Origin of the sequence: Hohaiivirga grylli, from assembly GCF_039655745.1 — a bacterium.
GTDB lineage: Bacteria > Pseudomonadota > Alphaproteobacteria > Rhizobiales > Beijerinckiaceae > Hohaiivirga > Hohaiivirga grylli.
The window spans coordinates 189,675-213,632 of record NZ_JBBYXI010000004.1 but is presented as its reverse complement, the minus strand read 5'-3'; the positions used below and the strand labels follow the sequence as shown (position 1 = coordinate 213,632).

The following is a 23,958-nucleotide window of genomic DNA, read 5'->3' as shown; positions in this document are numbered from 1 at the left end:
AATCTAAAAATGCAGAATTTAAATTCTTTTTTTAGACCGCCTCCGAAGAGACTGCCTAACAATCAAACGACCATCAGGCAAACAAAGACGCCGCAAAACAATTGCCCCGCGGCGCCGATGGACACCTTATGAAATACACACCCAAAAGAGTCAACAGGGCATATCTACTTTAAGCATCAATAATGCAAAAATATTTGCAAAAACATATTAACACACTGAAAAATATGAGTTTATTTTTTGGAAAAAGTTTAAGCCTGCCTTTGGAGAATTTGCAAAAGGCTTATTTCTAAAGACTTCTGCCACTTATCTTATGAATGATAAACCAAATCGGCGCTGCAAAGTTGCCATATTCATACGAATAGGCTTAGTTAAATGAAAGTGCACCGCTATGGCCAAGCACGCAGCCAACGCCTGTTCAAATCCAGATTGGGCTTAATGACATAATTTATGTATAGATATCTCCTTCGCGGGATATCTCATGTGTAGAAGATAAAGAGTAGCAGTTATATGATCGCAACAGGCAGGAAATATTGCCAATGCTGACAACAGGTGGAAACGCTCCTGATCTTGGCAATGAACCACCGCTTGATGCCGCTGGGTCAAATGCAGAGATTATTGACCGCCGCGAAGTTAACCTTCGCTGGCTGGGTGCGAGCATTCTCATCGGCATTACCGGCGGTGCCCTTATTGGTGCCTCTGTCTATATTGCTTTTCAAGGCCTGACCTCTCTTGTCGAACAGCCACGCAAAGCCAGATACATCCCCTATCAGGCATCAGCTCCTGATAACAGCTCAGCCACCCCTATTATCAAAGGCGATAAGCTTGTCCGCCAGAGTGCGGCTTCTGATAATAAGAATGGCGACGCTCTTCGAATACCGATCACAACAAAGATCGGGAATCGCGAGATTATCAAGGTCAGACAATTTATTCGTGTTGCGACACCTTTGTCGACAACCTCCGGGCTTTACGCAAGCAATATCCCTCCCTTTAACCCTATGAAGCTGATGGCTCAGGGAGATGATAACAATCAGACTGAAGAGCTGCCTGCTCCTCAACCTGAAATCACAGATGCGGATGTCTCTATTACCCGGGCTGATCTGACTCATATCGTATTTAAAGAGAATCAGCAGACGCTCAGTGACAGCGATGCTCTAGCTCAGCTGGAAACAGAACTGAGCCTGCTCAAAAGTCAGGGGCAGCGCAGTGGCTTGCCTATTACACCGCAGTTTCTTCTCTCACGCCCCCTTCAAAGCCTTGGGCAGCTGACAGATGTCATGGGCGGGACAAATACGGCTGATAATTTCTTTTCTGGAATTGAAGTTCGGGTGATTCCGGAAAACGTCACAAACATTACGAAAGACACAGCAGCTCAGCCGGACGATGGTGATAAAGAATATCAACTCAAAAAAGGGGAAACCCTAAAAGCCTTCTTACTAGATCAGAGAATCCCGGCAACAGAGGTTGATGAGATTATTCAGGTTCTCGGGAAAAGCGTAAAGGTCTCTTCTCTTGGAGAGGGGCAAACTATACGCATTCTCTACGGCGAGAATCCTCTGACAAACCGAACAGATGATGTTTTACGAGTCACGTTGGTTTCCGGAAAGAAGGAAACAGCGATTGCAGCCCTTTCTGATCGCGGTGAATTTGTCTCGGTTATGCCGATTGAGGATACATCATCCAGTAATACAGCCGTTGCCAGTGCCAAAGGCTCCTCTACTGAAGAAGAAGAGGAAGAGAAGAACGCCAAACTTGGCACCGCCCGCATTTATGAAAGTCTTTATGAGACGGCGGCTAAAAACAATATGCCAACTGACATGGTTCAGGAGCTCGTAAAGATATTTGGCAGCGATGTTGATTTCCAGCGTCGCGTATCGCCGGGTGATTCCATCGAGATTCTTTATTCCGTTGATGATGAAACTGGCGAAAAGCCTGAAATGCTGTTTGCCGCTTTCGTAACCAATGGTGAAGCACGCAAGCTGTATCGTTATCAATCAGATGATGGCAGTGTTGATTATCTGGATAGTGAAGGCCGTTCACTCAAACGCTTCCTGCTACGCAAACCGATTACAGACGGCATTTTAAGATCCGGGTTTGGAATGAGACGCCACCCTGTCCTGCGCTATTCCAAGATGCACACGGGTGTCGACTGGGCCAATAAGATTGGTACACCAATTCTTGCAGCTGGTAACGGCACGATTATTGTCGCAGGTTGGAAATCCGGTTACGGTATGCGTATCGAGATACAGCATGCCAATGGTTACGTAACTTCTTATTCTCACCAGTCACGCTTTGCTGAAGGTTCCACCGTTGGCGCCCGCGTCCGTCAGGGTCAAGTAATCGGGTATGTTGGAACAACCGGCTTGTCGACAGGCCCGCATTTGCATTATGAAGTTGAGGTAAACGGGCATCTTGTTGATCCTCTGAAAATACGTGTTCCACGTGGCAGAGAGCTGAATGGAACAAGTCTGGCAGACTTTGTCAGCCAACGTAAACAGATTGATATGATTCTCGATAAAGCTGGCTCGTCCATTGCGGTTGCCCGGGACAGCTCGGAATAATCCCACTCTGCTGGTGACTTTTTCCAGCAGGGTCTGAAAAATAAGAAGATGCAGTTACCGCTGCTGCAAGCGGGGTTAAAATGTTAACCGCCATCCTGATTGTTTTACCTGTCTTCGGACTAGTCATGGTTGGATATTCGGCAATCAGATTCAATCTGTTGTCAGAAAAAGCCGGGATCGGTATTTCGGAATTTGTTTTCAATCTGGGCATGCCTGCCCTGATGTTCCGTACATTGGTTCATGCCGAGTTCCCATCTAATCAGCCGTGGGGATACTGGATTTCCTATTTTGGCGGTGCCTTAGGTGTCTGGGTTATCTCAAGCCTGATTTCAGGAAAGATATTCAAACAGAATTCGACAGAAGGCGTTGTTGCTGGCTTTGCTGCCGGACAGTCCAACACCATGCTGATGGGTATCCCGATGATCATGCAGGCTTATGGCAAAGCCGCTGAAGTACCGTTGTTCATGCTGATTGCCATCCATCTGCCAATCATCATGACACTGGCAACCATTCTTGCCGAGGGCCGGAAGGCATCTGTTCTCACCCTCATTAAACGGCTTGTGACCCACCCAATTATGGCGGGCATTATTCTTGGTCTTATCATCCGGCCATTCGGCCATTATGTGCCTGAGTTTATCTGGAAGATTACTGACCCGGTGGCAACAGCTGCAGGCCCTTGCGCCCTGATTGCCATGGGTATCTCACTACATCGCTATGGGATTGAAGCTGGCTGGAAACAGCCTAGCATCATTTCATTCCTTAAGCTGATCATGCACCCACTTCTGGTTTACGTGCTGGCATCTTATGTCTTCACGATGCCACCCGTATGGATTGGTGTTGCGGTGCTGTTTGCAGCCTGCCCGACAGGCGTAAATGCCTATATTTTTGCAGCGCAATACCGTCAGGGTATTGGATTGGCTTCAACAACACTGACGCTATCAACAGCCCTATCCATTTTCACAATCGTAATGTGGCTGCGTGTTCTGGGTGTCTAGCACTTAATATATTTAATAGAAACCAAGCATACGCCGGATATCTTCCGGCGTATTTTCTTTTGCACGTAACTCAGCAAGCGATTCAGAGAACAGACTTTTAGAAAGCTTCTCCCCCTGCCCACCCCGTATGAGTTCATGATGATAATAAACGGGTGTCGGAAGACCTAAAAGTTTCTGAAGCAAAACATGCAGATCAGTGGCAGGTTCAAGGTCCCTCCCCCGCACCACCTGTGTCACACCCTGCTGCGCATCATCAACCACCACAGAAAGATGATAACTCGTTGGTGTCTCTTTCCTGACAATGATTGGATTACCCCAGCGCAGAGAATAGCATTCAAACGCTGAAATACTCTTGACAGCATTATTATTTTGATCCGGCTCAAACCGTTCATAAATCAGGGGTTCATCAATACACGCGAGAGCTTTTTCGACATCAAGCCGCCAGGCATGTTCATCACCCCGATTAATCCTACTGTGGACTTCAGCTAAGCTCAGGCCACGACAAGTGCCGGGATAAATCGGAGCTCCATCCGGATCCACTTCTTCAGTCATGTGGTCAGCAACTGCCTGAGCAATATCCTTGCGAGAACAGAAACACGGATAGACAACTCCCATATCCTTCAGACATGCAAATGCTTTGCCGTAGGCGTCAAAACGTTCTGACTGACGTAAGACAGGTTTTTCCCATTGAAGCCCGAGCCAGCCTAAATCCTCATAGATCGCATGCTCAAACTCAGGCTTGCAGCGTAAAATATCAATATCTTCAATACGCAGCAGCAAACGTCCCTTGCATGTCCTCGCCAGTCTCTCGTTCAGAAGAGCTGAGTAGGCATGTCCAAGATGCAAAAGGCCATTCGGGCTTGGAGCAAAGCGAAAAACGGGTTGCAAAAACAGATACTCTCACTGCAGATAGGTCTTTATTATTAGAATTGGTTTGAACCGTTTAGCAAGATATCAGACGGTGTAAACCTGAAAGGGTCCATTCTATGGCGCATAGTATTCAACGGATCGACACAGAGAATGACCTGAAAGCAGGGATTGAAGCGCTTTCACAGCAAGATCCCGTTATTGCCCGCCTAGTCGCAGAAGGCGCCATTCCACAAATGCGACTGCGTGAAGGTGGCTTCTCCGGACTCTGCTGGATAATTACAGGCCAGCAACTTTCAACGGCCAGTGCCAATGCAATCTGGCAAAGACTTGTCAGCCATCTGGGAGAAGTCAGCCATGAGCAGTTTATATCATCACCCGAAGAGGATTTAAGAAAACTCGGCCTTTCTCAAGGCAAAATTAAAACCATGCGCGCAGTGGCGGAAGCGGTCATTGAGAATCGGCTTCCCATCGAACAATTAGCCCAAATAGAAGCTCAAGAGGCACATAACCTGATGACAGCAATCCATGGCATCGGCCCATGGACGGCCGACCTGTATTTGCTATCCTGCATCGGACATACTGATGTCTTCCCAGCAGGAGACCTTGCCTTACAGGAAGCCTATAGGATTGCCTATGGCTACCCCCATCGCCCCTCTGCAAAAGAGATTACGGAGCTTTCCCTCAAATGGCGGCCATGGCGCGCAGTTGCAGCCCGTATCCTGTGGGCCTACTATCGGCAGGTTAAGGCACGTGATGGGGTTATGAGCACCAACTAAAGCCACTTATCTTGCTGCTTTAGCCATGATCAGTTATCGCTGATTGACATATTCTTTAACACACTCCAGCGGAGCCTTTTATGTCTACAACGCTTGACGGTCCTCGTATTGCCCCCGCCTCCGGAACAGCCACACAACTGGTTGTCTTTCTGCACGGGTATGGCGCCGATGGGAATGATCTGATTGACCTCGGAGCACAATGGCAACGCTGGATGCCAGATACAGCATTTGTTTCACCCAATGCGCCAGAGCCTTGCGGTATGTCGCCAATGGGTCGGCAATGGTTTGATTTGACTTTCCAGAACCCGAATGAACGCTGGGTCGGCGTTAATCATGCTGCCCCAGTATTAAACGCTTTTCTGGATAGTGAACTGGCACGTTATAACCTCAAGCCTGCCCAGCTTGCCCTTGTTGGATTCAGTCAGGGAACGATGATGGCCCTTCATGTCGGCCTGCGCCGTCCTGAGCAGATTGGTGCAATCCTTGGATATTCAGGGATCATCGTTTTTGATGAGGCACGTGGCCCTGAAAGTCTTGCAGACGATATCACCTCGAAACCACCTGTTATGCTTATACATGGCGATCAGGATCAGGTTATCCCTCCTCAGGCCCTGCCAATATCAAAACAAATCCTTGATGATCTTGGCGTCCCGACACAAGCTCACATCTCACGCGGACTAGCCCATGGTATTGATGGCGAAGGTTTCCAGCGCGGTGGGGCATTCCTTCTCAATAGTTTTGGAATTCCGCTTCCGAAGTGATATTCTACGGAATGATTTAAAACCGTCCGTTGTATATTGTAGCGTGATGGTTTAGGTTCCCAGCATCGGTCCGAAGCGTAGCCTTGGCCGCGTGAAGGTCCGTAACCCAGAGCAGGCCGTTATCCTGTAAGTAAAGGCCCAACGGCTTGACTATCTATCATTTCGAACCACGGTATACCCCCATGAACCGCCGCCGCCGTATATATGAAGGCAAGGCGAAAGTCCTTTACGAAGGACCTGAGCCGGGAACGCTTATCCAGCACTTCAAAGATGATGCCACCGCATTCAACGCCAAGAAACATGCCGTTATCGACGGTAAAGGCGTTCTGAATAACCGGATTTCAGAATTCATCTTTCAGGCTTTAAACGAAATCGGTGTTCCAACCCATTTCATCAAACGCCTGAATATGCGCGAACAGCTGATTCGATCTGTAGAGATCATTCCGCTTGAGGTCGTCGTCAGAAACGTTGCCGCTGGTTCAATTGCAACACGCCTCGGTCTTGAGGAAGGGACACCTCTTCCCCGTTCCATCATCGAGTTCTATTACAAGAACGATGAGCTGAACGACCCGATGGTATCGGAAGAGCATATCTCAGCTTTTGGCTGGGCTTCCCCGCAGGAACTGGATGAAATGATGATGCTGGCAATGCGCATCAACGACTTCCTGACAGGTATGTTCCTGGCTGCCGGTATCAAGCTTGTTGACTTCAAGATTGAAATGGGCCGCCTGTGGGATAACGACATGTCACGCGTTATTCTGGCAGATGAAATATCCCCCGATTCCTGCCGTCTGTGGGATGCAAAATCCAAGGATAAGCTTGATAAAGACCGGTTCCGTCGCGACATGGGCGGGCTGATTGAAGCTTATACGGAAGTTGCGCGCCGCCTTGGCATCGTCACCGAGAACGAACAGTCGGCCGGAAGCGGCCCGCGCCTCGTACAATAATCAAAAAATAACGGAGTGCGTTCACAGACCACTCCGTTTTTTCATTCTGTTTCTGAATGCCCGGCCCTTTCAAAAAATCACTGGCAGTCGCATCTGTCCTGCTTCTTGTAAGCTGCTACCCGGCTGGCAAAATGATTTCTGGCATAGAGAATGCCGGACAATGGTTCTCCCTTCCCTTTCATAAGTTTCTTCACGAAGGTGAGATTGAGCCTAAGGCAATATCCTTTTGCGAAATTCCAAAATGCAGTAGCAGACTGGTTGTCGGTATTTTTTCCGCCAAGGGAGAAACAGCTGATAGACTGATGCAGATACTGGATAACCCAAAGCGACTTTTAACAGAGCTTGAGGCCAGAAAACGCAAGGCATTAGTTGCTCTCAGCAAGAACAAATCCGCAAAACCTGTTTCCAGCCAGAGTTTCATCACCCCACTGGTCAAAGACGGCATTCATGGTTTCGCACTCAGCATGAAGCGTAAGGACGGGAAAGCAGAAGTCGAGAGCACGGTTTTTGGCTGGAAAAAAGATAATGTTCTCCAGATTATCATTGTTGTCGGAACGGAAAGAGAAATCGTCGATAAAACGGCAATCGGCGTATTAGCACGCCGCAATCAGTCTGCATTTGACTGAACAAAGAAAAATATACTTCAACATATCTTGAACAACCCGTATTTTTTTACGCTCATAGCCCTATGATTGGTTGTTAATCGTGTGAGAAACGCGTATTCCACTAGTCTACGCCGGAAGCAGCCGGTCCGATCTCCTAGCCATCGGGAAATGACATGAAAGCTCGCGTTACAGTTACCTTGAAAAATGGTGTTCTCGACCCTCAGGGCAAAGCAATTGAAGGTGCTTTGAAATCCCTCGACGTCAATGGCATTGGCAGTGTCCGTCAGGGCAAGGTTTTCGATATCGAAGTTGCGACTTCTGATGCATCCGAAGCCAAAGCCATTCTTGAAGCAGCCTGCACAAAGCTGCTCGCTAATACTGTCATCGAGAATTTTCAGATCGATATCATCTGATATCACGCTGCATATTCTATCAGCCCGGATGATATCAGGGCTTGGCTCAAGGGAGCAAAGGCTATGAAAGCTGCGATCATTGTTTTTCCAGGTTCTAACCGTGAGGGCGATGTCGCTCGTGCTCTGGTACAGGCTGGCTCAAAAGTTGAGAAGGTTTGGCACGCAGAAACATCTCTTCCAGCAGGAACGGATCTTGTTGTTCTGCCCGGCGGGTTTTCATACGGTGACTATCTTCGTTGCGGTGCCATAGCCGGGCGCGCCAATATTATGGATGCGGTAAGAGATCATGCTGCACGCGGTGGCCTTGTTCTTGGCATCTGCAATGGCTTCCAGATTTTATGTGAATCCGGTCTGTTACCGGGTATCCTGATGCGTAATGCGAACCTGCGCTTCATCTGCCATCGTCAGTTCCTCAAAGTTGAGCGAACAGATACAGCTTTTACCAATGCATATAAAACAGGCCAGGCAATTGATGTCTGTGTTGCGCATGGTGAAGGTAACTATACAGCAGATACTGAAACCCTGAAGCGTCTTGAAGGTGATGGTCTCGTAGCCTTCCGTTATTGCAATGAGCAGGGCGCAGTCACCGGTGACGCAAACCGCAATGGTTCGATGAATTCGATCGCCGGTATCTATTCCGACAATCTCAACGTCCTTGGCATGATGCCTCACCCGGAAAACCTGATTGATGATCTGGTTGGCGGCACTGATGGGCGCGGAATGTTTACAAGCCTCATCAACTCTTTCACCAGCAAGGCTGCCTGAAGCGGCATTCACCCATAACTCTACTTCTGGCAGGAATACGAGACGAGAGATGATCAATAACGATACTCCTATTACCCCGGAACTGGTCAAGGAACACGGGCTCACACCTGATGAATACAAGCGCTTCTGTGATCTGATCGGGCGTGAACCAACCATCACGGAACTCGGCATTGTCTCGGCAATGTGGAATGAGCACTGCTCGTATAAATCATCCCGTCTTCATCTGAAGGGTCTGCCTACGGAAGCCCCATGGGTTATTCAGGGCCCAGGTGAAAATGCCGGTATCATTGATATTGGGGATGGTCTGGCCTGTGCATTCAAGATGGAAAGCCATAACCACCCATCATTCATTGAACCCTATCAGGGCGCGACAACGGGTGTTGGCGGTATCCTGCGTGATGTATTCACCATGGGTGCCCGCCCAATTGCAGCACTGAATGCCTTACGCTTTGGCGAGCCATCCCACCCCAAAACCCGCCATCTGATTTCCGGCGTTGTTGCAGGTGTTGGTGGCTACGGTAACTCATTTGGCGTTCCTACCGTTGGCGGCCAGTTTGGTTTCCATCCTTGCTACAATGGCAACAACCTTGTGAATGCCATGGCTGTTGGCCTCGTGAAAACAGACGAGATTTTCTACGCAGCAGCAACAGGTGTTGGTAATCCTATCGTTTATCTCGGTTCCAAAACAGGCCGTGACGGCATTCATGGTGCAACCATGGCTTCTGCCGAGTTCGATGATAAATCTGACGAGAAACGTCCAACCGTTCAGGTTGGCGACCCCTTTGCTGAAAAGCTGCTTCTCGAAGCCTGTCTCGAACTGATGCAGAGTGATTCCGTCATTGCAATTCAGGATATGGGGGCTGCTGGCCTCACCTGCTCTGCCGTTGAAATGGGCGCTAAAGGCAACCTCGGTGTTGAGCTTGATCTTGATAAGGTTCCTTGCCGTGAAGAAGGCATGACAGCTTATGAAATGATGCTGTCTGAAAGCCAGGAGCGTATGCTCATGGTTCTGAAGCCTGAAAAGGAAAAGGAAGCTGAAGCCATCTTTATTAAATGGGGGCTGGACTTTGCAATTATCGGCAAGACCACCGAGAAATTACGCTTTGTCGTAAAGCACCATGGTAAGGTTATGGCTGATCTGCCCATCAAGGAATTGGGTGATGAGGCACCGATCTATGATCGTCCGCATGTCCCGACACCGAAGCAGCCTGTTATTACGCCAGAGTCTATTTCCCCACCTGTCACCAATCGTGATGCGCTCATAAAGCTGATCGGATCTCCTGATCAATGCTCCAAGCGCTGGGTTTGGGAACAGTATGATCATCTGATCCTTGGCAATACGGTTCAGGCACCGGGAGGTGATTCTGCCCTTGTCCGCGTTCAGGATGGACCAAAGGCCCTTGCCCTGACAGCAGACGTCACACCACGCTATTGCGGTGCAGACCCGGTTGAAGGTGGCAAGCAGGCCGTTGCTGAAGCATGGCGGAATATCACCGCTGTTGGCGGTACACCACTTGCTATCACCGATAACCTGAACTTCGGAAATCCAGAGCGTCCTCATGTGATGGGTCAGCTGGTTGGTTGCCTTAAAGGTATTGGTGACGCCTGCCGGGAACTCTCCTTCCCCGTCGTTTCAGGCAACGTTTCGCTTTACAATGAGACCAACGGTGAGGGTATTCTGCCAACCCCAACCATCGGTGGTGTTGGTTTGCTTGACGATGTCATGCGCTCTGCAAGTGTTGCTTTCAAGCGTGAGAATGATGCCGTCATTCTCATTGGCGATACCGCTGGCTGGCTTGGTCAGTCCATCTATCTTGCCGATATCTGCGGCCGTGAAGAGGGAGCTCCTCCTCCGGTTGATCTGGCAGTTGAGAAGTGCAACGGCGATTTTGTCCGTGGCCTAATCCGCGATGGATTGGTTGATACTGTCCATGACTGTTCAGAAGGTGGCATTGCTCTTGCTGTTGCTGAAATGGCAATTGCCAAGGGTATTGGCATGACCTTCAGCAACCCACCGACCAAGCTCCCACTTCATGCCCTGCTGTTTGGTGAAGATCAGGCCCGTTATGTGCTGAGCGTTCCGGCACAGCAGGCACAGGATATTCTTGAAAAAGCCAAATCAGCTGGCGTCCCTGCTTTCTGGATTGGGATGACAGGCGGGACATCATTGCATTTACCGCAAGAACTTCCCATATCTGTCAATGAACTGAAACAAGCCCATGAATCCTGGCTGCCTGATTATATGGCAAGTCATTAATATTGGCCTGTTACTAAATATACGGTTTTAAAAAGCGAGTTTGTTAAATGGCTATGCAGGCCCATGAAATTGAGCAGTTCATTAAAGCTGCCCTACCAGATTCCCAGATTGAGATTCGTGATCTGGCAGGAGATGGAAACCATTATCAGGCAACCGTCTCCTCAGCAGCCTTTAAAGGTAAGTCCAGAGTTCAGCAGCATCAGATGGTTTATGCCTCACTGAAAGGCAGAATGGGCGGTGAGCTGCATGCCCTTGCATTGACAACCATTGCCCTTGAGAACTGATAGACAAAATATAACGACATAGATATGTCAGGAATTGAGCAGGAGTTTCCGATATGGCTGATGCCCAGCAGATTATTGATAATGAAGTAAAATCAAATGATGTTGTCCTCTTCATGAAAGGGACACCTGATTTTCCAATGTGTGGGTTCTCTGGTCAGGTTGTCCAGATTCTGAATCACATTGGTATTCCATACAAAGGCATTAATGTCCTTGAGAATGATGATATCAGACAGGGTATCAAGGACTATTCAAGCTGGCCGACAATTCCGCAGCTTTATGTCAAAGGCGAGTTTATTGGCGGTTGTGACATTACCCGTGAAATGTTCCAGTCCGGTGAACTAGAGAAGCTTTTTGAAGACAAAGGCATTTCTGCCTGAAGATTTACTCTTCAATTCAACATACAGAGGGGGTTACTAACCCCCTCTTTTTTTATGCCACTTGTCTAAACTTGATGCTGTTCCAGTTAATGAGAACGTAGAGCTTCATTCCTATTTCCATCTTAAATTTTCAGCATTTCACTTCTAGCTTGCGACAGTTCATCCTAATTTTCGTTATAGATTTTTTCGGTAAACTGTTATAAATATATCAGTAACGTAACTATCTACGTTAAAAGGAAAAATTAAAACAAGAGGTAATTCAATATATTAGTACCAAGTCTCGTCTCCTGAATAGGCACGTTTGAGGTTGGGTAACCCTACGTGTTCCAGCAAAGGGTTGTATGATGAAGATTAAAGACGCAATTGATAAGATCCCCGGCGGCCTTATGCTCGTGCCGCTTTTCCTCGGAGCACTCTGCAAGACCTTCATCCCTTGGGCACCGGATTATTTCGCCGGCTTTACAAAAGGCATGATGACAGGCGTTATCCCGATCCTTGCCGTTTGGTTCTTCTGTATGGGTGCTTCAATTAAGCTGAATGCAGCTGGCACTGTTCTTCGTAAATCCGGTACAATCGTCCTTACAAAACTTCTGGCAGCATGGGCTATTACAATAGTCGCTGCCATGTTCATCCCTGCTGAAGGTATTCAGACAGGCTTCTTTGCTGGTCTTTCTATTCTTGCAATCGTCTGTGCGATGGATATGACCAACGGTGGTCTTTATGCTTCTTTGATGCAGACTTACGGCACAAAGGAAGAAGCTGGCGCCTTCGTTCTGACATCCATCGAATCCGGCCCACTGATGAGCATGATCATCCTTGGAGCCTCAGGAGCAGCAACCTTCGAGCCACAGATTTATGTCGGTGCAGTCCTGCCATTCATCATTGGCTTTGTACTCGGTAATCTTGATCCAAAGCTGCGGGAATTCTTCTCACCCGGCGGCATGCTGATGATTCCGTTCTTCGCATTTGCTCTTGGTAATACAATTGACCTGAATACCCTGATATCTCCATTGGCCTTCCTTGGTATCTTCCTGGCTATCATGGTGATCATCCTGACAGGTATCCCGCTTATCCTTGCTGATAAATATATTGGTGGTGGTACGGGAACAGCTGGCCTTGCCGCATCCAGTACAGCGGGTGCTGCAGCTGCAAACCCGGTGGCCATTGCAGCAGTTGCTCCTCAATTTACCGAGGTTGCAAAAACAGCAACGACGCTCGTTGCAATCTGCGTCATCGTTACCTCTATTCTTGTGCCGATCCTGACAGGTATCTGGTACAAAAAATTTGGTAAGGGCAAAGCAGAAGCGAAAGACGTCCCTCTTTCTTCAAAAGCTGCTGCCCATTAAGACACATTCCTAATACAGAAAGGCGCCAAATAGGCGCCTTTTTAATACAATTTATGAGCCAAATTGCACTTTACAGCTTAAACAAACTACCTTACCCCTGCCCGATAATTAAAATTACTTTGCAACGGCAGGGCTCAACAGACATGATCATTCGACGCATCTTAGCAAGCATCCTGATGCTTATTTCACTATCAGTGGTTCTCAATGCGTCAGCCAACGCTGAATCAATGAGTAAAGTGAATGATCTGCTGAATGCTCCCGGTCCCATCAATTACGATTCAATTGATTACCATCTGGCTTGGACCGCTGAAAATCCAAACTATTACAAACATGAATATGTACCTTCAGGTGAAACTGTTGAGCGATACAAATCCATGCTGCTTCTGGAATTATTAACCGGCAATGCTTCGGTTAAGGATGCTGCAGCATCACAGGCGTGGCTGATCTCCAAACGCAAGAAAACAGACCCGGTCGCAAATATGTCCCTAAGCGCCAAGAATGATAGCGAAGAGCTTCTTCTTGATTTTGTAATGAGCGCAAGGGATGCCAAAGGCGAGCTCATTGTTGAATGGAATGCTTACCGCTATCTGCCATATACAGGGCCAGATGGTGAAAAAGGCGTTTTGCTGTTTGCTATCAGTCGCCGTGCCTATGGCGATACGGATACCATGGCCTTTATGAAACAGCTCAAGGAAATACGATCGCATAATCTGAAGGCTCTGGTTAAAACCCCTGTTCCTGTTGTTTCATTAAATAAGGCAAAGAAATAAGGGCCAGGTTTGATAAACCTACAGAGCACCCCTGATGAGATTAAACGCATCCTCACTGGCCCATTCAGCCCCACCTTTCAGAATACCGGCCTGACAGCCAGCAGTATCCAGAAGAATAGTTGTTGGCAGACCCACAACATGGCCGGATTTTTGAAGGGTTTTCAGGATGGTGCCGCTGTCATCTGCATAAAAAGCAAGATTCTTGATATTATTATCTTCAAGCCATTGCTTTGGTTTTTCTGCACTTGATGTATCGAGGCTGACAGCAACAACTTCAAACTTGTCACTGCCTAATTCGGCCTGAAGCTTATCCAGTGACGGCATTTCTTTCCGGCATGGAACGCACCATGTTGCCCATAGATTCAGTAAAACCGTTTTTCCTTTGAATGATGACAGTGTTTTCTCATTGCCATCCTTGTCTTTGAAACTCAGATCTGGAAAAGCCTCAGGCCGAAGAGAAGAGGTAAAAGCTGCAACCTCACCTTTTGATAACTCACGCAGTTTACCAAGAGCAGGATTAGCCGGGCAATCCATACGCAGATTTGGCTTTATTCCCCCCGGCCCTCCGAGGAAAACAGCACCAGCTGCCAAAAATAAAACTGCCACAACACTTGTGTAGACCTTCTTACGGCTAAAATGGGTTGCTGTATTTTTTTCAGATTGACTCATGTCGGAACCAGTTATGACCTTCAAAACAATGGATGGAATTATGCATCTATTTGCCGTTAAATCGACCCCAAAACAGACAATAGTTTGTCACAGTTATATAAATTCTGAAATTCTGTAGCTGTGAAAACTGTAATTCTCTCTCGCATCTAAGCCAAGTTGCGGGTATGGTGGGCCAAATTTTCGGAGTTTTAGATGTTACTGCGTCGATACAATGCTGTGCTTTCCGCTGTTGGAATTATCGCTCTTACCCTTGCAGCCTGCGGCCGCGCTGGCCCGTTGGAACCACCACCTCGTCCAGGTGAAGTAGCGCAACAGGGTATGTCAGCAGATGACAATACCGGCAATATGGCCTCTCCATTGCCAACACCGCAGAAGTCGACCAAACGTCCGGTAACCATTCCCAATGAACCATTTTTCCTTGATCCCATTCTCTAACAGTTAAGAGACACGATCAGTATTATCATTGCCTGAAAGCTGGGCCATGCATCATTTTTCCTATCGCAACGGCGTGCTTCATGCAGAAGATGTAAGCATTCCATCCATTGCCGATCAAATCGGCACACCTTTCTATTGCTATTCAACAGCAACGCTTGAGCGTCACTACAAGGTTTTCTCCGAAGCCTTCCGTGATCAGGATGCACTTGTCTGTTTTGCAATCAAGGCAAACAGCAATCAGGCTGTTCTTAAACTCCTCGGCAATCTTGGTGCCGGTATGGATATTGTCTCAGAAGGTGAACTGCGTCGCGCGATGGCTGCCGGTGTTCCGGGTGAGCGGATTGTTTTTTCGGGTGTTGGTAAAACCCGTGATGAAATCGCTCTCGCTCTTGAAGCCGGAATCCTATGTTTCAATGTCGAATCTGAGCCTGAACTTGCCGTTATCTCAGAGGTCGCCACTTCAAAAGGTCAAACGGCTCATATCTCTATCCGCGTTAATCCGGATATTGACGCAAAGACACACGCCAAGATTTCGACCGGAAAATCCCAAAACAAGTTTGGCATTCCAATTTCACGGGCCCGTGACGTCTATAAATATGCTGCATCATTACCCGGCATTCAGGTCACGGGTATCGATATGCATATCGGCAGTCAGATTGTAGAACTTGGGCCTTTTGATGCCGCCAGTAAGGTTCTGGCCTCATTTGCTCAGGAGCTCATGGCTGATGGTCACAAACTGCAGCATATCGATTTTGGCGGCGGTCTTGGTATTCCCTATTTTAATAATAACCATGTGCCACCTGACCCGCAGGCCTATGCCGAAATCATCAAGAAGAATGCCAGCCATCTGGGTCTGAAATTCATCTTTGAGATGGGGCGGATGATTGCTGGTAATGCCGGTATTCTTGTTGCCAAGGTTATTTATGTAAAGCAGGGCGAAAATAAAACATTCGTCATTATTGATGCCGCCATGAATGATCTGATTCGTCCGACACTTTATGAGGCCTACCACGATATTATTCCGGTAAAGGAAGCGCTGCCCGCTGCTGAACGACAGAATGTTGATATCGTTGGCCCGGTTTGCGAAACAGGTGATTATTTCGCCCTTGATCGTTCGATGCCAGACCTGAAACCGGGTGATCTGATTTCGGTCATGACAGCCGGTGCTTATGGTGCGGTACAATCATGCACCTACAACACAAGGCGTTTAATCCCGGAAGTTCTGGTCAATGGAACCAAATCTTCAGTTGTCAGACCACGTCAAAGCTACGATGAACTGATCGGGTTAGACCGAATTCCCGACTGGATGTAAGATGCCTTGGCAGCCTAGCCAATCGTATTCGCCCAAAGCGCAGGAGCGGTACAGGAGTGCCAGAGGAACAAGATAAGCAATATGCAAAGTCGATTGCACGACTGAACAGGCTGGCCGGGCTGGCCTGGCTTGCAATCGGTATTGAGCGCTTATGGCAAAACCTCTGGCCACCAGTTGGTGTTGCTCTTATATTCCTTGGTTTCTCATGGATTGGTGGCTGGCAGATATTGCCGGGCTGGGCGCATGTTATCCTGCTCGGCATATTTGCTGCAGGTTTTCTGTATAGCTGCAAATCCCTACTTAAGCTTCGCTCTCCAACATTAAATGATGCCCTGCAAAGAGTTGACCGCGATAGCCAACTGCCCCACGGGCAAGCCGAGAGCATGAATGATCTTCTGGCAGTGGGAAGAGGCAGCGCCCTCACCCGTACCCTCTGGCTCATGCATCGTAAACAGGCCAGCCAGACAATACCTGACATGCGCGTGGCCTTCCCTAACCCTGAGATGCCAACCCATGACCGTTATGCGTTACGTTCGGTTGCCATATTGCTAGCCATCGCAGGGGCTTTTGTTGCAGGCCCGGATAAGCTTGACCGGCTGACGGATGCATTTAAACCCGCTCTCAAATCCTCATCAGATGAAACGCAAGGATTGCAGGTCACAGGCTGGATTACGCCACCTGCCTATACGGGTATTGCGCCAATAACGCTGGACTTCAGCACAACCAATCAGGTTTTGCGCGTCCCGGTTAACAGTCGGCTGATATTAAAAGCCTCAAGTGAGACCTCCGCAAAACTCAGTATTGTGCCTCTCCCGGCACAACAGCAGGGTAAAACGGATAACCAGCTCGCAGAATATGATACTCTCCTGACTGAGAAAACCGATGTCACTTTGAAAACAGGCTGGTTCAATCAACTAACGCAGCAGATTGAACTTATCCCTGATACACCTCCTTCTATTGAACTCGACAACAAGATGGATGTTAACAGGAGGGGCACATTCGGTATTTCATTCAGGGGTTACGATGATTATGGCATTACAGATGCCAAGGCCCTGTTTACGCTGAACCCGCAATACCGCTCCCTCGTCCCGGCGCCTGAGATTACGATCAATCTGCCAGCGGGATACAAAGACGGAAAAACACTCAACCAGACACTGAACCTTGGCGATCATCCATGGGCAGGCCTGCCCGTCACCATGAGGCTGGCTGTCAGTGATGGCGCCGGCCAAAAAGCGCAGAGCCAGGCTTATCAGCTAACATTGCCCCAGCGCCCATTCACTGTACCACTTGCAATCAAGCTGGCAGAAATCAGACGTATTCTGGTTGTTGAATCGGACAGAAAGAGAGAGGCCATCAAGGCAATTCGTGATCTCCTGACCATTACAGCAGATGCGCCTTTAACATCAGCACAGTTCCTTGGATTGCGACATGCCTATTACCTAACCCGCTCCCTCACAACCGATCAGGATCAGCTGGAACTGGCAGCGATGCTATGGGATATGGCCATTCAAATTGAAGATGCCATGTTCTCAGATGCAGAAAAGCAGCTCAGATCCGCTCAGGATAAATTACAGGAAGCAATCTCACGTGGGGCCTCCCCTGCGGAAATTGAACGCCTCTCACAGGAATTGCGGGATGCAATGGGGAAATACCTACAGGAACTGACAGCAAGAGCGGCCCAATCGGGAGATCAACAACAGATCACGACCCCAATGGGCCAACCGATGGGTACAGATCAATTATCTCAACTGATTGATCAATTTGAAAATCTGATGCAGCAGGGAAAAGTTGAAGAAGCACAGAAGGTCCTGGAACAGATACGGAATATTTTTGACAATCTCCAGATTTCAAAAACGAACCCAGAAATGGATGCCAGAACTGCGGCCGCTATTCAGGCCATGTCATCAGCCAAAAATTTATTACAGACACAGCAAACGCTGAATGACGATACCTATGATCACATCCGCAAGCAGCTCATGTATCCGGATGAGAAACCTGCATCTGACACCAAGTTTAATGAGCTGCAAAAACGTCAGGGTTCCTTAAAGCAGCAGCTTCAATCTCTTGGAAAAGAAGCTCAGGAAGCCGGCATTGAAACTGACGATAATCTGAAAGAGGCCAGGGAGGCTATGCAGCAGGCTGAAGATGCCCTCGGCTCTCAGGATAGCGAGTTAGCCATAGATGCACAGACCCGGGCTCTGGAAGCCCTTAAAAGAGGGGCTGAGAATATGATGCAGCAAGCGCAGAGCATGATGCAGAATAATATGCTGCTCATGCCACAAGGCGGACAGCAGGGTAATAACCCCAACCCATTTCAGGGTAAGGCCAATATCAAAGATACCCGCCAGCACCTTCGCGAAGTTATCGAGCAGCTCAGAAACAAACTGAGCGACCCGACACGTCCAAAAGACGAACTTGATTATTTCGAACGTCTGTTACGTGATTAAGCATCAGGAGAACCCAGAATGCTGGACGATTTCGGAAATACAATTGTCTTACTTGCCGTCGGTCTTGTTGCCATTGTTCTCCTGCTTGGCCTCGCCAATATGCTGCGTGGAGGCTCTCCAAACCGTTCACAGACATTGATGCGCTGGCGTGTTGTTTTACAATTCATCGCCATTGTTATCATTATGCTTGTTGTTTGGGGGCGCGGCTTCGTTTGAAGAATTTGCCCTTCCTGTAAAATAGTATAGAAAACGGCAAACAGTCATTACCTGCCGGATATCATTATGCCTCAATCAGAAGCCCAGCTGAGCGGCCGAAAGCTTGCCTTCATTGTTACAGAAGACTGGTTTTTCTGTTCGCACTTCCTGCCCATGGCAAGGGCTGCGCGTGAGCTTGGCCTTGATGTCACAGTTATCTGCCGCATCCGCGACCATAAGCAGATCATTGAGCAGACTGGCGCAAAGGTCATCTCACTTGAGGCAGAACGCAAAAGCCTGAACCCATTTGCAGCAGCACGTGCCACATGGCAGCTTTCACGCATTTTAAAAGCTGAACAGGCTGACATCATCCATTGCATCGCACTGAGATCTATTCTTGTCGGCGGTGCGGCAGCCATGCTCGCAGGTCTGAAAAAACGCATTTATGCCCTGACAGGTCTGGGCTTCCTAGGGGCACGGCAGGATAAAACGGGACAAGTCGCACGCTTTATTGTTCGCACACTGATCCGCTGCCTGACCAGCCGGGAAACACGCTTTCTTTTTGAAAATACGGATGACCCAAAGATGCTCGGGTTAGACCCGAATGATCATGATCGTGTCACCATCGTGGGAGGCGCTGGTGTTGATCCGGATAAACTGACAGTTTCCCCCCAACCCTCCTTCCCTCCACTTCGCATCGCCGTAATTGCACGGATGTTGTGGTCAAAGGGTATTGATCTGGCAGTTGAGGCAACAACAAAAGCGCGTGAACGCGGAGCCGATATTGAGCTCTCACTTTACGGTGCACCTGATCCTTCCAACCCTAAAGCCGTCCCGGAAGAAACTCTAAACAGCTGGAGCCAGTGCGAGGGCATCAAATGGCATGGCCCGACAAGAGATATTATCTCTGTCTGGAAAGACCACCACGTCTGCTGCCTTCCATCCCGTGGAGGAGAGGGTTTGCCACGCACCCTGCTTGAAGGCGCATGTTGTGGGCGGGCCATTGTCACGACAGCTGTTCCGGGTTGTAAGGATCTCGTTCGCAATGGCATCGATGGTTTTGTCATTCCATCAGACGATGTCAGAGCATTAACGGAAGCCTTCTTGGCACTGGCTGCGGATCAAGAACTTGTCATTCAAATGGGACACTCAGCACGCGAGCGTATCCTGAACGGCTATACCGAGCGTGATGTGATGAATGGTGTAAAAGCACTTTATACGCGGAGCCTTACATGATCCTTGATCGGCAGGCCTTCATCAGAACACACACACGGCTGACACCGGCTCCACATACACCAGCTATTCGTATTCATGTTGCTGATGAAGCCACGGAACTCTGGCAGAAGACAGAAGATGAGCTCGGTGAAATTGGCCTCCCTCCACCCTTCTGGGCCTTTGCATGGGCAGGTGGTCAGGCTTTAGCACGTTATATTCTTGATAATCCCGACATTGTTCGGGGCAAAAGGGTTCTGGATTTTGCATCAGGCTCTGGAATTGTTGGCATCGCTGCTGCCATATCAGGTGCCTCTCATGTCGAGGCTTGCGATATTGATGCCTTCTCTATTGATGCCATTCATCTGAATGCAGAAGCCAACGGTGTCACGCTTATCCCCAAACAAGAAGACCTGATTGGTACGGATTGCCAATGGGATATTATTCTTGCAGGTGATATTTGTTACGAACGTGATACAGCAGATCGTGTCATTAACTGGCTATTGGATATGACCAATAAGGGAAAGACGGTTTTGATCGGCGATCCCGGACGTAGCTATCTACCAAAAGACAGACTGCTTTCTCTTGCAACCTATGAAGTACCGGTAACAAAAAGTCTGGAAGATTCAGAAGTTAAGAAAACATCTGTATGGCGTTTCAAGGATTAATGGAAGCTGTTCATCTTCCATTAAAATAACAAAGTCCACTTATTTGGCAGGGTCGTTTAAAAGGATACGTTATTGGAACGTGTAAAAGCCAAAATCGCACGCGTTGATTCTATTGATTTCTGGCGTGGTATCATTCTGGTTTCGATATTCATCAACCACATTCCCGGGAATGTATTCGAAAGCTATACTCATAAGAACATAGGCTATTCGGATGCAACGGAAGCGTTTGTCTTCCTCTCGGGTCTCTCGGTTGCACTGGCTTATGGCCGTCGCTTTATCAGCGGCGAGATTACATTACCTTTTCAGGCAATCCGACGTCGTATCCTGACAATCTACAGCGTACAGTTCTTTCTTTCGCTGGCTGCCATTGCACTGTTTCTGGCTGCTGCATTTTTGTTTGATGACGATGGTTTATTTGCTGAGCATGGCCGGGATATCATTCTGGATAAGCCGATAAAAGCACTGCTGGCCATTGCTGGCCTGAGCCATCAAATCGGGTATTTCAATATTCTGCCTTTGTATATTGTTCTCCTCGTTGCCACACCGGCAATGCTGGCATTGGCGCGACAGAACATGTCCTTGATGCTCGGAGTTTCCTTTGCCATCTATATTCTGGCCCGTCTCTTCGATATCAACCTGCCGACATGGCCTGTTGAAGGGCAATGGTTCTTCAATCCATTTACATGGCAGCTGCTGTACTGTCTTGGCCTGTATATTGGCCTGCAGATGCACAGAATTAATGACTTCCGTAATTCATCATTCTTTATCGTCGCTCTTGTCACAATGGTGCTTTCATTCATTCTGGTGACCGGCGTTTTCTCAACAGCACCGGAGCTGAAAATAGCCTCTGAGGGTTTGCTCGACCTGTCTAAAACTAATCTTGGTCTGGCCCGCTTCATCCACTTCATGGCTCTGACTTATGTTATCTTCTACCTGTCATTACATAAGTTTCTAAAAGTCCAGCCCATCTATGACGCACTCTGCCTGATTGGGCGGCATAGTCTTCCCGTATTTGCAGCCGGCTCCCTACTCAGCTCTGTCGGCCAGATCATGATGCAGACAGCCAGTATCCATCTGGCCCTGTGGGACGAGTTTATTCTGGTGGGTGCAGGGATTGCTATTCTCTATCTCGTTGCCAGAACATCAGCATTCCGCAGACAGCAAAGCCGTATGACGCAAAAGACTGCCTAACCTTTCGCTTAATATCCAAAAGTCGCCAAATGGGCTACTTATAGCTAAGCTTAAAAAGTCGGGGCAATATACAGCATTGTATGTTGCAAAGTCCGGCAGCCAAATGGAACGGAGCTTTGCCATGAACAGACGTACTTTCGCAACGATACTGGCTGCAACTGCTGCTTTAACTCTCACACCGGCAACCAGCTTGGCCAAGCCAAAGAAAGCCACAATTGTCATGCCGATTTCGGTTGTTGCCGGTAAAACCCATGAAGAAGTTATGCCTGCCCTCAAAAAGCTTGTCGCTGAGATCAGAAATCAGCCTGGGCTGATTGATGAAGATATGATGGCCGGAAAGTTTGAACGTCCGAACTTTGTTTACGTGACAGTGTGGGAAAAGCAGTCAAACTGGGAAGCCATGTTTGGCAATGAAGAGTTCTTGAAAACTCTTGAAGACATTAGCCCTGTCATCTCACTCCAAACAGCAGACGTTTATCGTCCGATGAAGATGGAATGATAACGTAACTTGCATTGAAAAGGCCCCTTGAAGGGGCCTTTTTATTGTCTCATCACCGAGTTGCTGCCCAGAAAATAACTTTCCGCCGGATACAGGCGATGATGCAGTGCATCGACATACCAATAATTGCCAGAACAATCAGCACGGCAAACATATCAGCAATTTTCATTGTATCATTGAATTGCAGGATCATCTTGCCGAGTCCACTGGCACCGCCAACAAATTCTGCAACGATCGCACCAACCAGAGCAAATACCGCACCTAAATTTAGGCCTGCAAACAGATAAGGCATGGCATTCGGAACCCGAACTTTCAGCAGTATCTGCATACTGGACGCACCAAATGAGCGCAACATTTCAATCTGTTCACTGTTCGATGCCTGCAGGCCCACGATCACATTCACCAAAATCGGGAAGAATGAAATAATCGCCGCCATAACAATTTTGGAGGTAAGGCCATAACCAAACCAGTGCAGGAATATCGGTGCCAGAGCAATACTAGGTATGGTCTGAAAAGCCACCACATATGGCATCAGACTTTGTTCAAGAATTCTGAGCTGCGAAATGGCAACCCCCAGAATAACCGCAATTACAATTCCAAGAGCGTAACCCGCCAGCACTTCATACATGGTAACGCCAAAATTCCCCCAGAAAGCTGTTGTATGAAGCAGGGCGACAAAGCGCTCTCCTATTTTCAGCGGACCGGGGAGAATAAGTTCGGAAATCTCTTTTGCGCGAACAGCCCATTCCCAGAAACCCGTTGCGAGAATGAAGACCAGAATAACCAGAAAAACCTGTTTCAGTTTAGGATGGGAAACTTTGCGAGGCATTTTAAATCACCCTCGCATTACTGAAGTGACTGCGAATATGGCTCATAATTTCGCCAGTACTTTCATGAGCCATATCACTGAGCTGGCGCGGCCTTGGCAAGTTAACCGGGACAATTTCACTAATCTTTCCTGGTCGGGGGCTCATGATCACGACGCGATCTGCAAGAAATACTGCTTCTGGAATTGAGTGGGTCACAAACAGAATTGTCTTACCACTATCCAGCCAAATGCGTTGGAGCTCTTCATTCATAAACTCACGTGTCATGGCATCAAGACTACCAAAAGGCTCATCCATCAGCAGGACCTTGGGGTCGCGTACGAGCGCCCGGCAGATACCGGCGCGCTGGCGCATGCCGCCGGAAAGTTCTTTCGGGTATTTGTTCTCAAAACCCGCAAGCCCGGTCATTGCCATCAGATCAAGTGCCCTGTCGCGATAAACCTTCATATCAAGGTTGACCAGCTCAACGGGCAAGAGGATGTTTTCCAGAATTGTCCGCCATGGCAAAAGGGTTGGCTCCTGAAACACAAAGCCAACTTCTGAAGAGGGCTTCCTTACAGGTTTGCCGTTGAGTAAAACCTCACCTCGGTACTCACCAACAAGGCCTGCCAGAATCTTTAACAATGTTGTCTTGCCACATCCGGAAGGTCCGACCAGTGCAACAAACTCTCCCGGTGCAACATCAAGATCGACAAGGCTGAGCGCCGCAGTGATGTCACCACCTTTGGTACTGTAGTTCTTGCTCAGCTTGCGTATCTGGATAAGCGGGGACATTTCTT

25 protein-coding genes are annotated in these 23,958 nt (G+C 48.3%); 21 read left to right on the top strand and 4 right to left on the bottom strand.

Annotated elements, in window-relative coordinates:
- Positions 1–536: 536 nt before the first annotated feature.
- Both WJT86_RS11690 and WJT86_RS11685 read left to right on the top strand, forming a co-directional pair.
- Entirely contained in the window at positions 537–2,558 is a 2,022-nt protein-coding gene (locus WJT86_RS11690; RefSeq protein ID WP_346337757.1) for a peptidoglycan DD-metalloendopeptidase family protein, read from the top strand.
- An 80-nt stretch (positions 2,559–2,638) separates the two neighbouring features.
- Positions 2,639–3,553, top strand: coding sequence for an AEC family transporter (locus WJT86_RS11685; protein WP_346337756.1), 915 nt, complete (start codon positions 2,639–2,641; stop codon positions 3,551–3,553).
- Positions 3,554–3,565: 12 nt separating this feature from the next.
- Here the strand turns inward: WJT86_RS11685 and gluQRS are convergent, their stop codons facing one another.
- Entirely contained in the window at positions 3,566–4,441 is an 876-nt protein-coding gene (gluQRS, locus tag WJT86_RS11680) for a tRNA glutamyl-Q(34) synthetase GluQRS (RefSeq protein ID WP_346337755.1), read from the bottom strand.
- A gap of 98 nt (positions 4,442–4,539) precedes the next feature.
- On the opposite strand from gluQRS, the gene WJT86_RS11675 reads away from it, so the two are divergent.
- The 11 genes from WJT86_RS11675 (at position 4,540) to WJT86_RS11625 (ending at position 13,724) form a co-directional block, all read left to right on the top strand.
- A complete protein-coding gene (locus WJT86_RS11675; protein WP_346337754.1) occupies positions 4,540–5,199 on the top strand; it encodes a DNA-3-methyladenine glycosylase family protein in 660 nt (219 codons plus the stop codon).
- Between the two features lie 80 nt (positions 5,200–5,279).
- Positions 5,280–5,960 (top strand): alpha/beta hydrolase, encoded by a 681-nt coding sequence (locus WJT86_RS11670; RefSeq protein ID WP_346337753.1) that lies wholly within the window; start codon positions 5,280–5,282, stop codon positions 5,958–5,960.
- Between the two features lie 182 nt (positions 5,961–6,142).
- Complete coding sequence (purC, locus tag WJT86_RS11665; protein WP_346337752.1) at positions 6,143–6,907, top strand: phosphoribosylaminoimidazolesuccinocarboxamide synthase; 765 nt, start codon at positions 6,143–6,145, stop codon at positions 6,905–6,907.
- A gap of 131 nt (positions 6,908–7,038) precedes the next feature.
- Positions 7,039–7,533, top strand: coding sequence for a hypothetical protein (locus WJT86_RS11660; protein ID WP_346337751.1), 495 nt, complete (start codon positions 7,039–7,041; stop codon positions 7,531–7,533).
- Positions 7,534–7,685: 152 nt separating this feature from the next.
- Entirely contained in the window at positions 7,686–7,925 is a 240-nt protein-coding gene (gene purS, locus WJT86_RS11655; RefSeq protein ID WP_346337749.1) for a phosphoribosylformylglycinamidine synthase subunit PurS, read from the top strand.
- Positions 7,926–7,988: 63 nt separating this feature from the next.
- Positions 7,989–8,690 carry a phosphoribosylformylglycinamidine synthase subunit PurQ gene (gene purQ / locus WJT86_RS11650; protein ID WP_346337748.1) on the top strand — a complete coding sequence of 234 codons (702 nt, stop codon included), beginning with the start codon at positions 7,989–7,991 and terminating at the stop codon, positions 8,688–8,690.
- A 49-nt stretch (positions 8,691–8,739) separates the two neighbouring features.
- Positions 8,740–10,947: a phosphoribosylformylglycinamidine synthase subunit PurL gene (gene purL, locus WJT86_RS11645; protein ID WP_346337747.1), complete on the top strand. Its 2,208-nt coding sequence runs from the start codon at positions 8,740–8,742 to the stop codon at positions 10,945–10,947.
- Positions 10,948–10,994: 47 nt separating this feature from the next.
- The gene (locus tag WJT86_RS11640; RefSeq protein ID WP_346337746.1) at positions 10,995–11,231 is read left to right on the top strand and encodes a BolA family protein; all 237 of its coding nucleotides are present in this window, start codon (positions 10,995–10,997) and stop codon (positions 11,229–11,231) included.
- 53 nt (positions 11,232–11,284) lie between these two features.
- Positions 11,285–11,608, top strand: coding sequence for a Grx4 family monothiol glutaredoxin (grxD, locus tag WJT86_RS11635; protein ID WP_346337745.1), 324 nt, complete (start codon positions 11,285–11,287; stop codon positions 11,606–11,608).
- Positions 11,609–11,949: 341 nt separating this feature from the next.
- Positions 11,950–12,954 (top strand): 2-keto-3-deoxygluconate transporter, encoded by a 1,005-nt coding sequence (gene kdgT / locus WJT86_RS11630; protein ID WP_346337744.1) that lies wholly within the window; start codon positions 11,950–11,952, stop codon positions 12,952–12,954.
- Between the two features lie 227 nt (positions 12,955–13,181).
- On the top strand, positions 13,182–13,724 hold the full coding sequence (locus WJT86_RS11625) for a hypothetical protein (RefSeq protein ID WP_346337743.1): 543 nt from the start codon (positions 13,182–13,184) through the stop codon (positions 13,722–13,724).
- An 18-nt stretch (positions 13,725–13,742) separates the two neighbouring features.
- On the opposite strand, the gene tlpA is transcribed toward WJT86_RS11625, so the two are convergent.
- The gene (gene tlpA, locus WJT86_RS11620) at positions 13,743–14,393 is read right to left on the bottom strand and encodes a thiol:disulfide interchange protein TlpA (protein ID WP_346337742.1); all 651 of its coding nucleotides are present in this window, start codon (positions 14,391–14,393) and stop codon (positions 13,743–13,745) included.
- 192 nt (positions 14,394–14,585) lie between these two features.
- Here tlpA and lptM point away from each other — a divergent pair, with 192 nt between their 5' ends.
- The 8 genes from lptM (at position 14,586) to WJT86_RS11580 (ending at position 22,352) form a co-directional block, all read left to right on the top strand.
- On the top strand, positions 14,586–14,828 hold the full coding sequence (lptM, locus tag WJT86_RS11615) for an LPS translocon maturation chaperone LptM (RefSeq protein ID WP_346337741.1): 243 nt from the start codon (positions 14,586–14,588) through the stop codon (positions 14,826–14,828).
- A gap of 46 nt (positions 14,829–14,874) precedes the next feature.
- Positions 14,875–16,140, top strand: a complete 1,266-nt coding sequence (gene lysA, locus WJT86_RS11610) for a diaminopimelate decarboxylase (protein WP_346337740.1) — start codon at positions 14,875–14,877, stop codon at positions 16,138–16,140.
- Positions 16,141–16,196: 56 nt separating this feature from the next.
- A complete protein-coding gene (locus tag WJT86_RS11605; RefSeq protein WP_346337739.1) occupies positions 16,197–18,587 on the top strand; it encodes a DUF4175 domain-containing protein in 2,391 nt (796 codons plus the stop codon).
- An 18-nt stretch (positions 18,588–18,605) separates the two neighbouring features.
- Positions 18,606–18,803, top strand: a complete 198-nt coding sequence (locus tag WJT86_RS11600) for a twin transmembrane helix small protein (protein ID WP_346337738.1) — start codon at positions 18,606–18,608, stop codon at positions 18,801–18,803.
- Positions 18,804–18,869: 66 nt separating this feature from the next.
- On the top strand, positions 18,870–20,018 hold the full coding sequence (locus WJT86_RS11595; protein WP_346337737.1) for a glycosyltransferase family 4 protein: 1,149 nt from the start codon (positions 18,870–18,872) through the stop codon (positions 20,016–20,018).
- Positions 20,015–20,662 (top strand): class I SAM-dependent methyltransferase, encoded by a 648-nt coding sequence (locus WJT86_RS11590; protein ID WP_346337736.1) that lies wholly within the window; start codon positions 20,015–20,017, stop codon positions 20,660–20,662. Before WJT86_RS11595 ends, WJT86_RS11590 begins: the two co-directional genes overlap by 4 nt.
- A 72-nt stretch (positions 20,663–20,734) precedes the next feature.
- Positions 20,735–21,853, top strand: a complete 1,119-nt coding sequence (locus WJT86_RS11585; protein ID WP_346337735.1) for an OpgC family protein — start codon at positions 20,735–20,737, stop codon at positions 21,851–21,853.
- Positions 21,854–21,974: 121 nt separating this feature from the next.
- The gene (locus WJT86_RS11580; RefSeq protein ID WP_346337734.1) at positions 21,975–22,352 is read left to right on the top strand and encodes an antibiotic biosynthesis monooxygenase; all 378 of its coding nucleotides are present in this window, start codon (positions 21,975–21,977) and stop codon (positions 22,350–22,352) included.
- Positions 22,353–22,404: 52 nt separating this feature from the next.
- Here WJT86_RS11580 and WJT86_RS11575 read toward each other — a convergent pair whose 3' ends face one another.
- Positions 22,405–23,181: an ABC transporter permease gene (locus WJT86_RS11575; protein WP_346337733.1), complete on the bottom strand. Its 777-nt coding sequence runs from the start codon at positions 23,179–23,181 to the stop codon at positions 22,405–22,407.
- Position 23,182: 1 nt separating this feature from the next.
- Positions 23,183–23,953, bottom strand: coding sequence for an ABC transporter ATP-binding protein (locus WJT86_RS11570; RefSeq protein WP_346337732.1), 771 nt, complete (start codon positions 23,951–23,953; stop codon positions 23,183–23,185).
- Between the last annotated feature and the right edge of the window lie 5 nt (positions 23,954–23,958).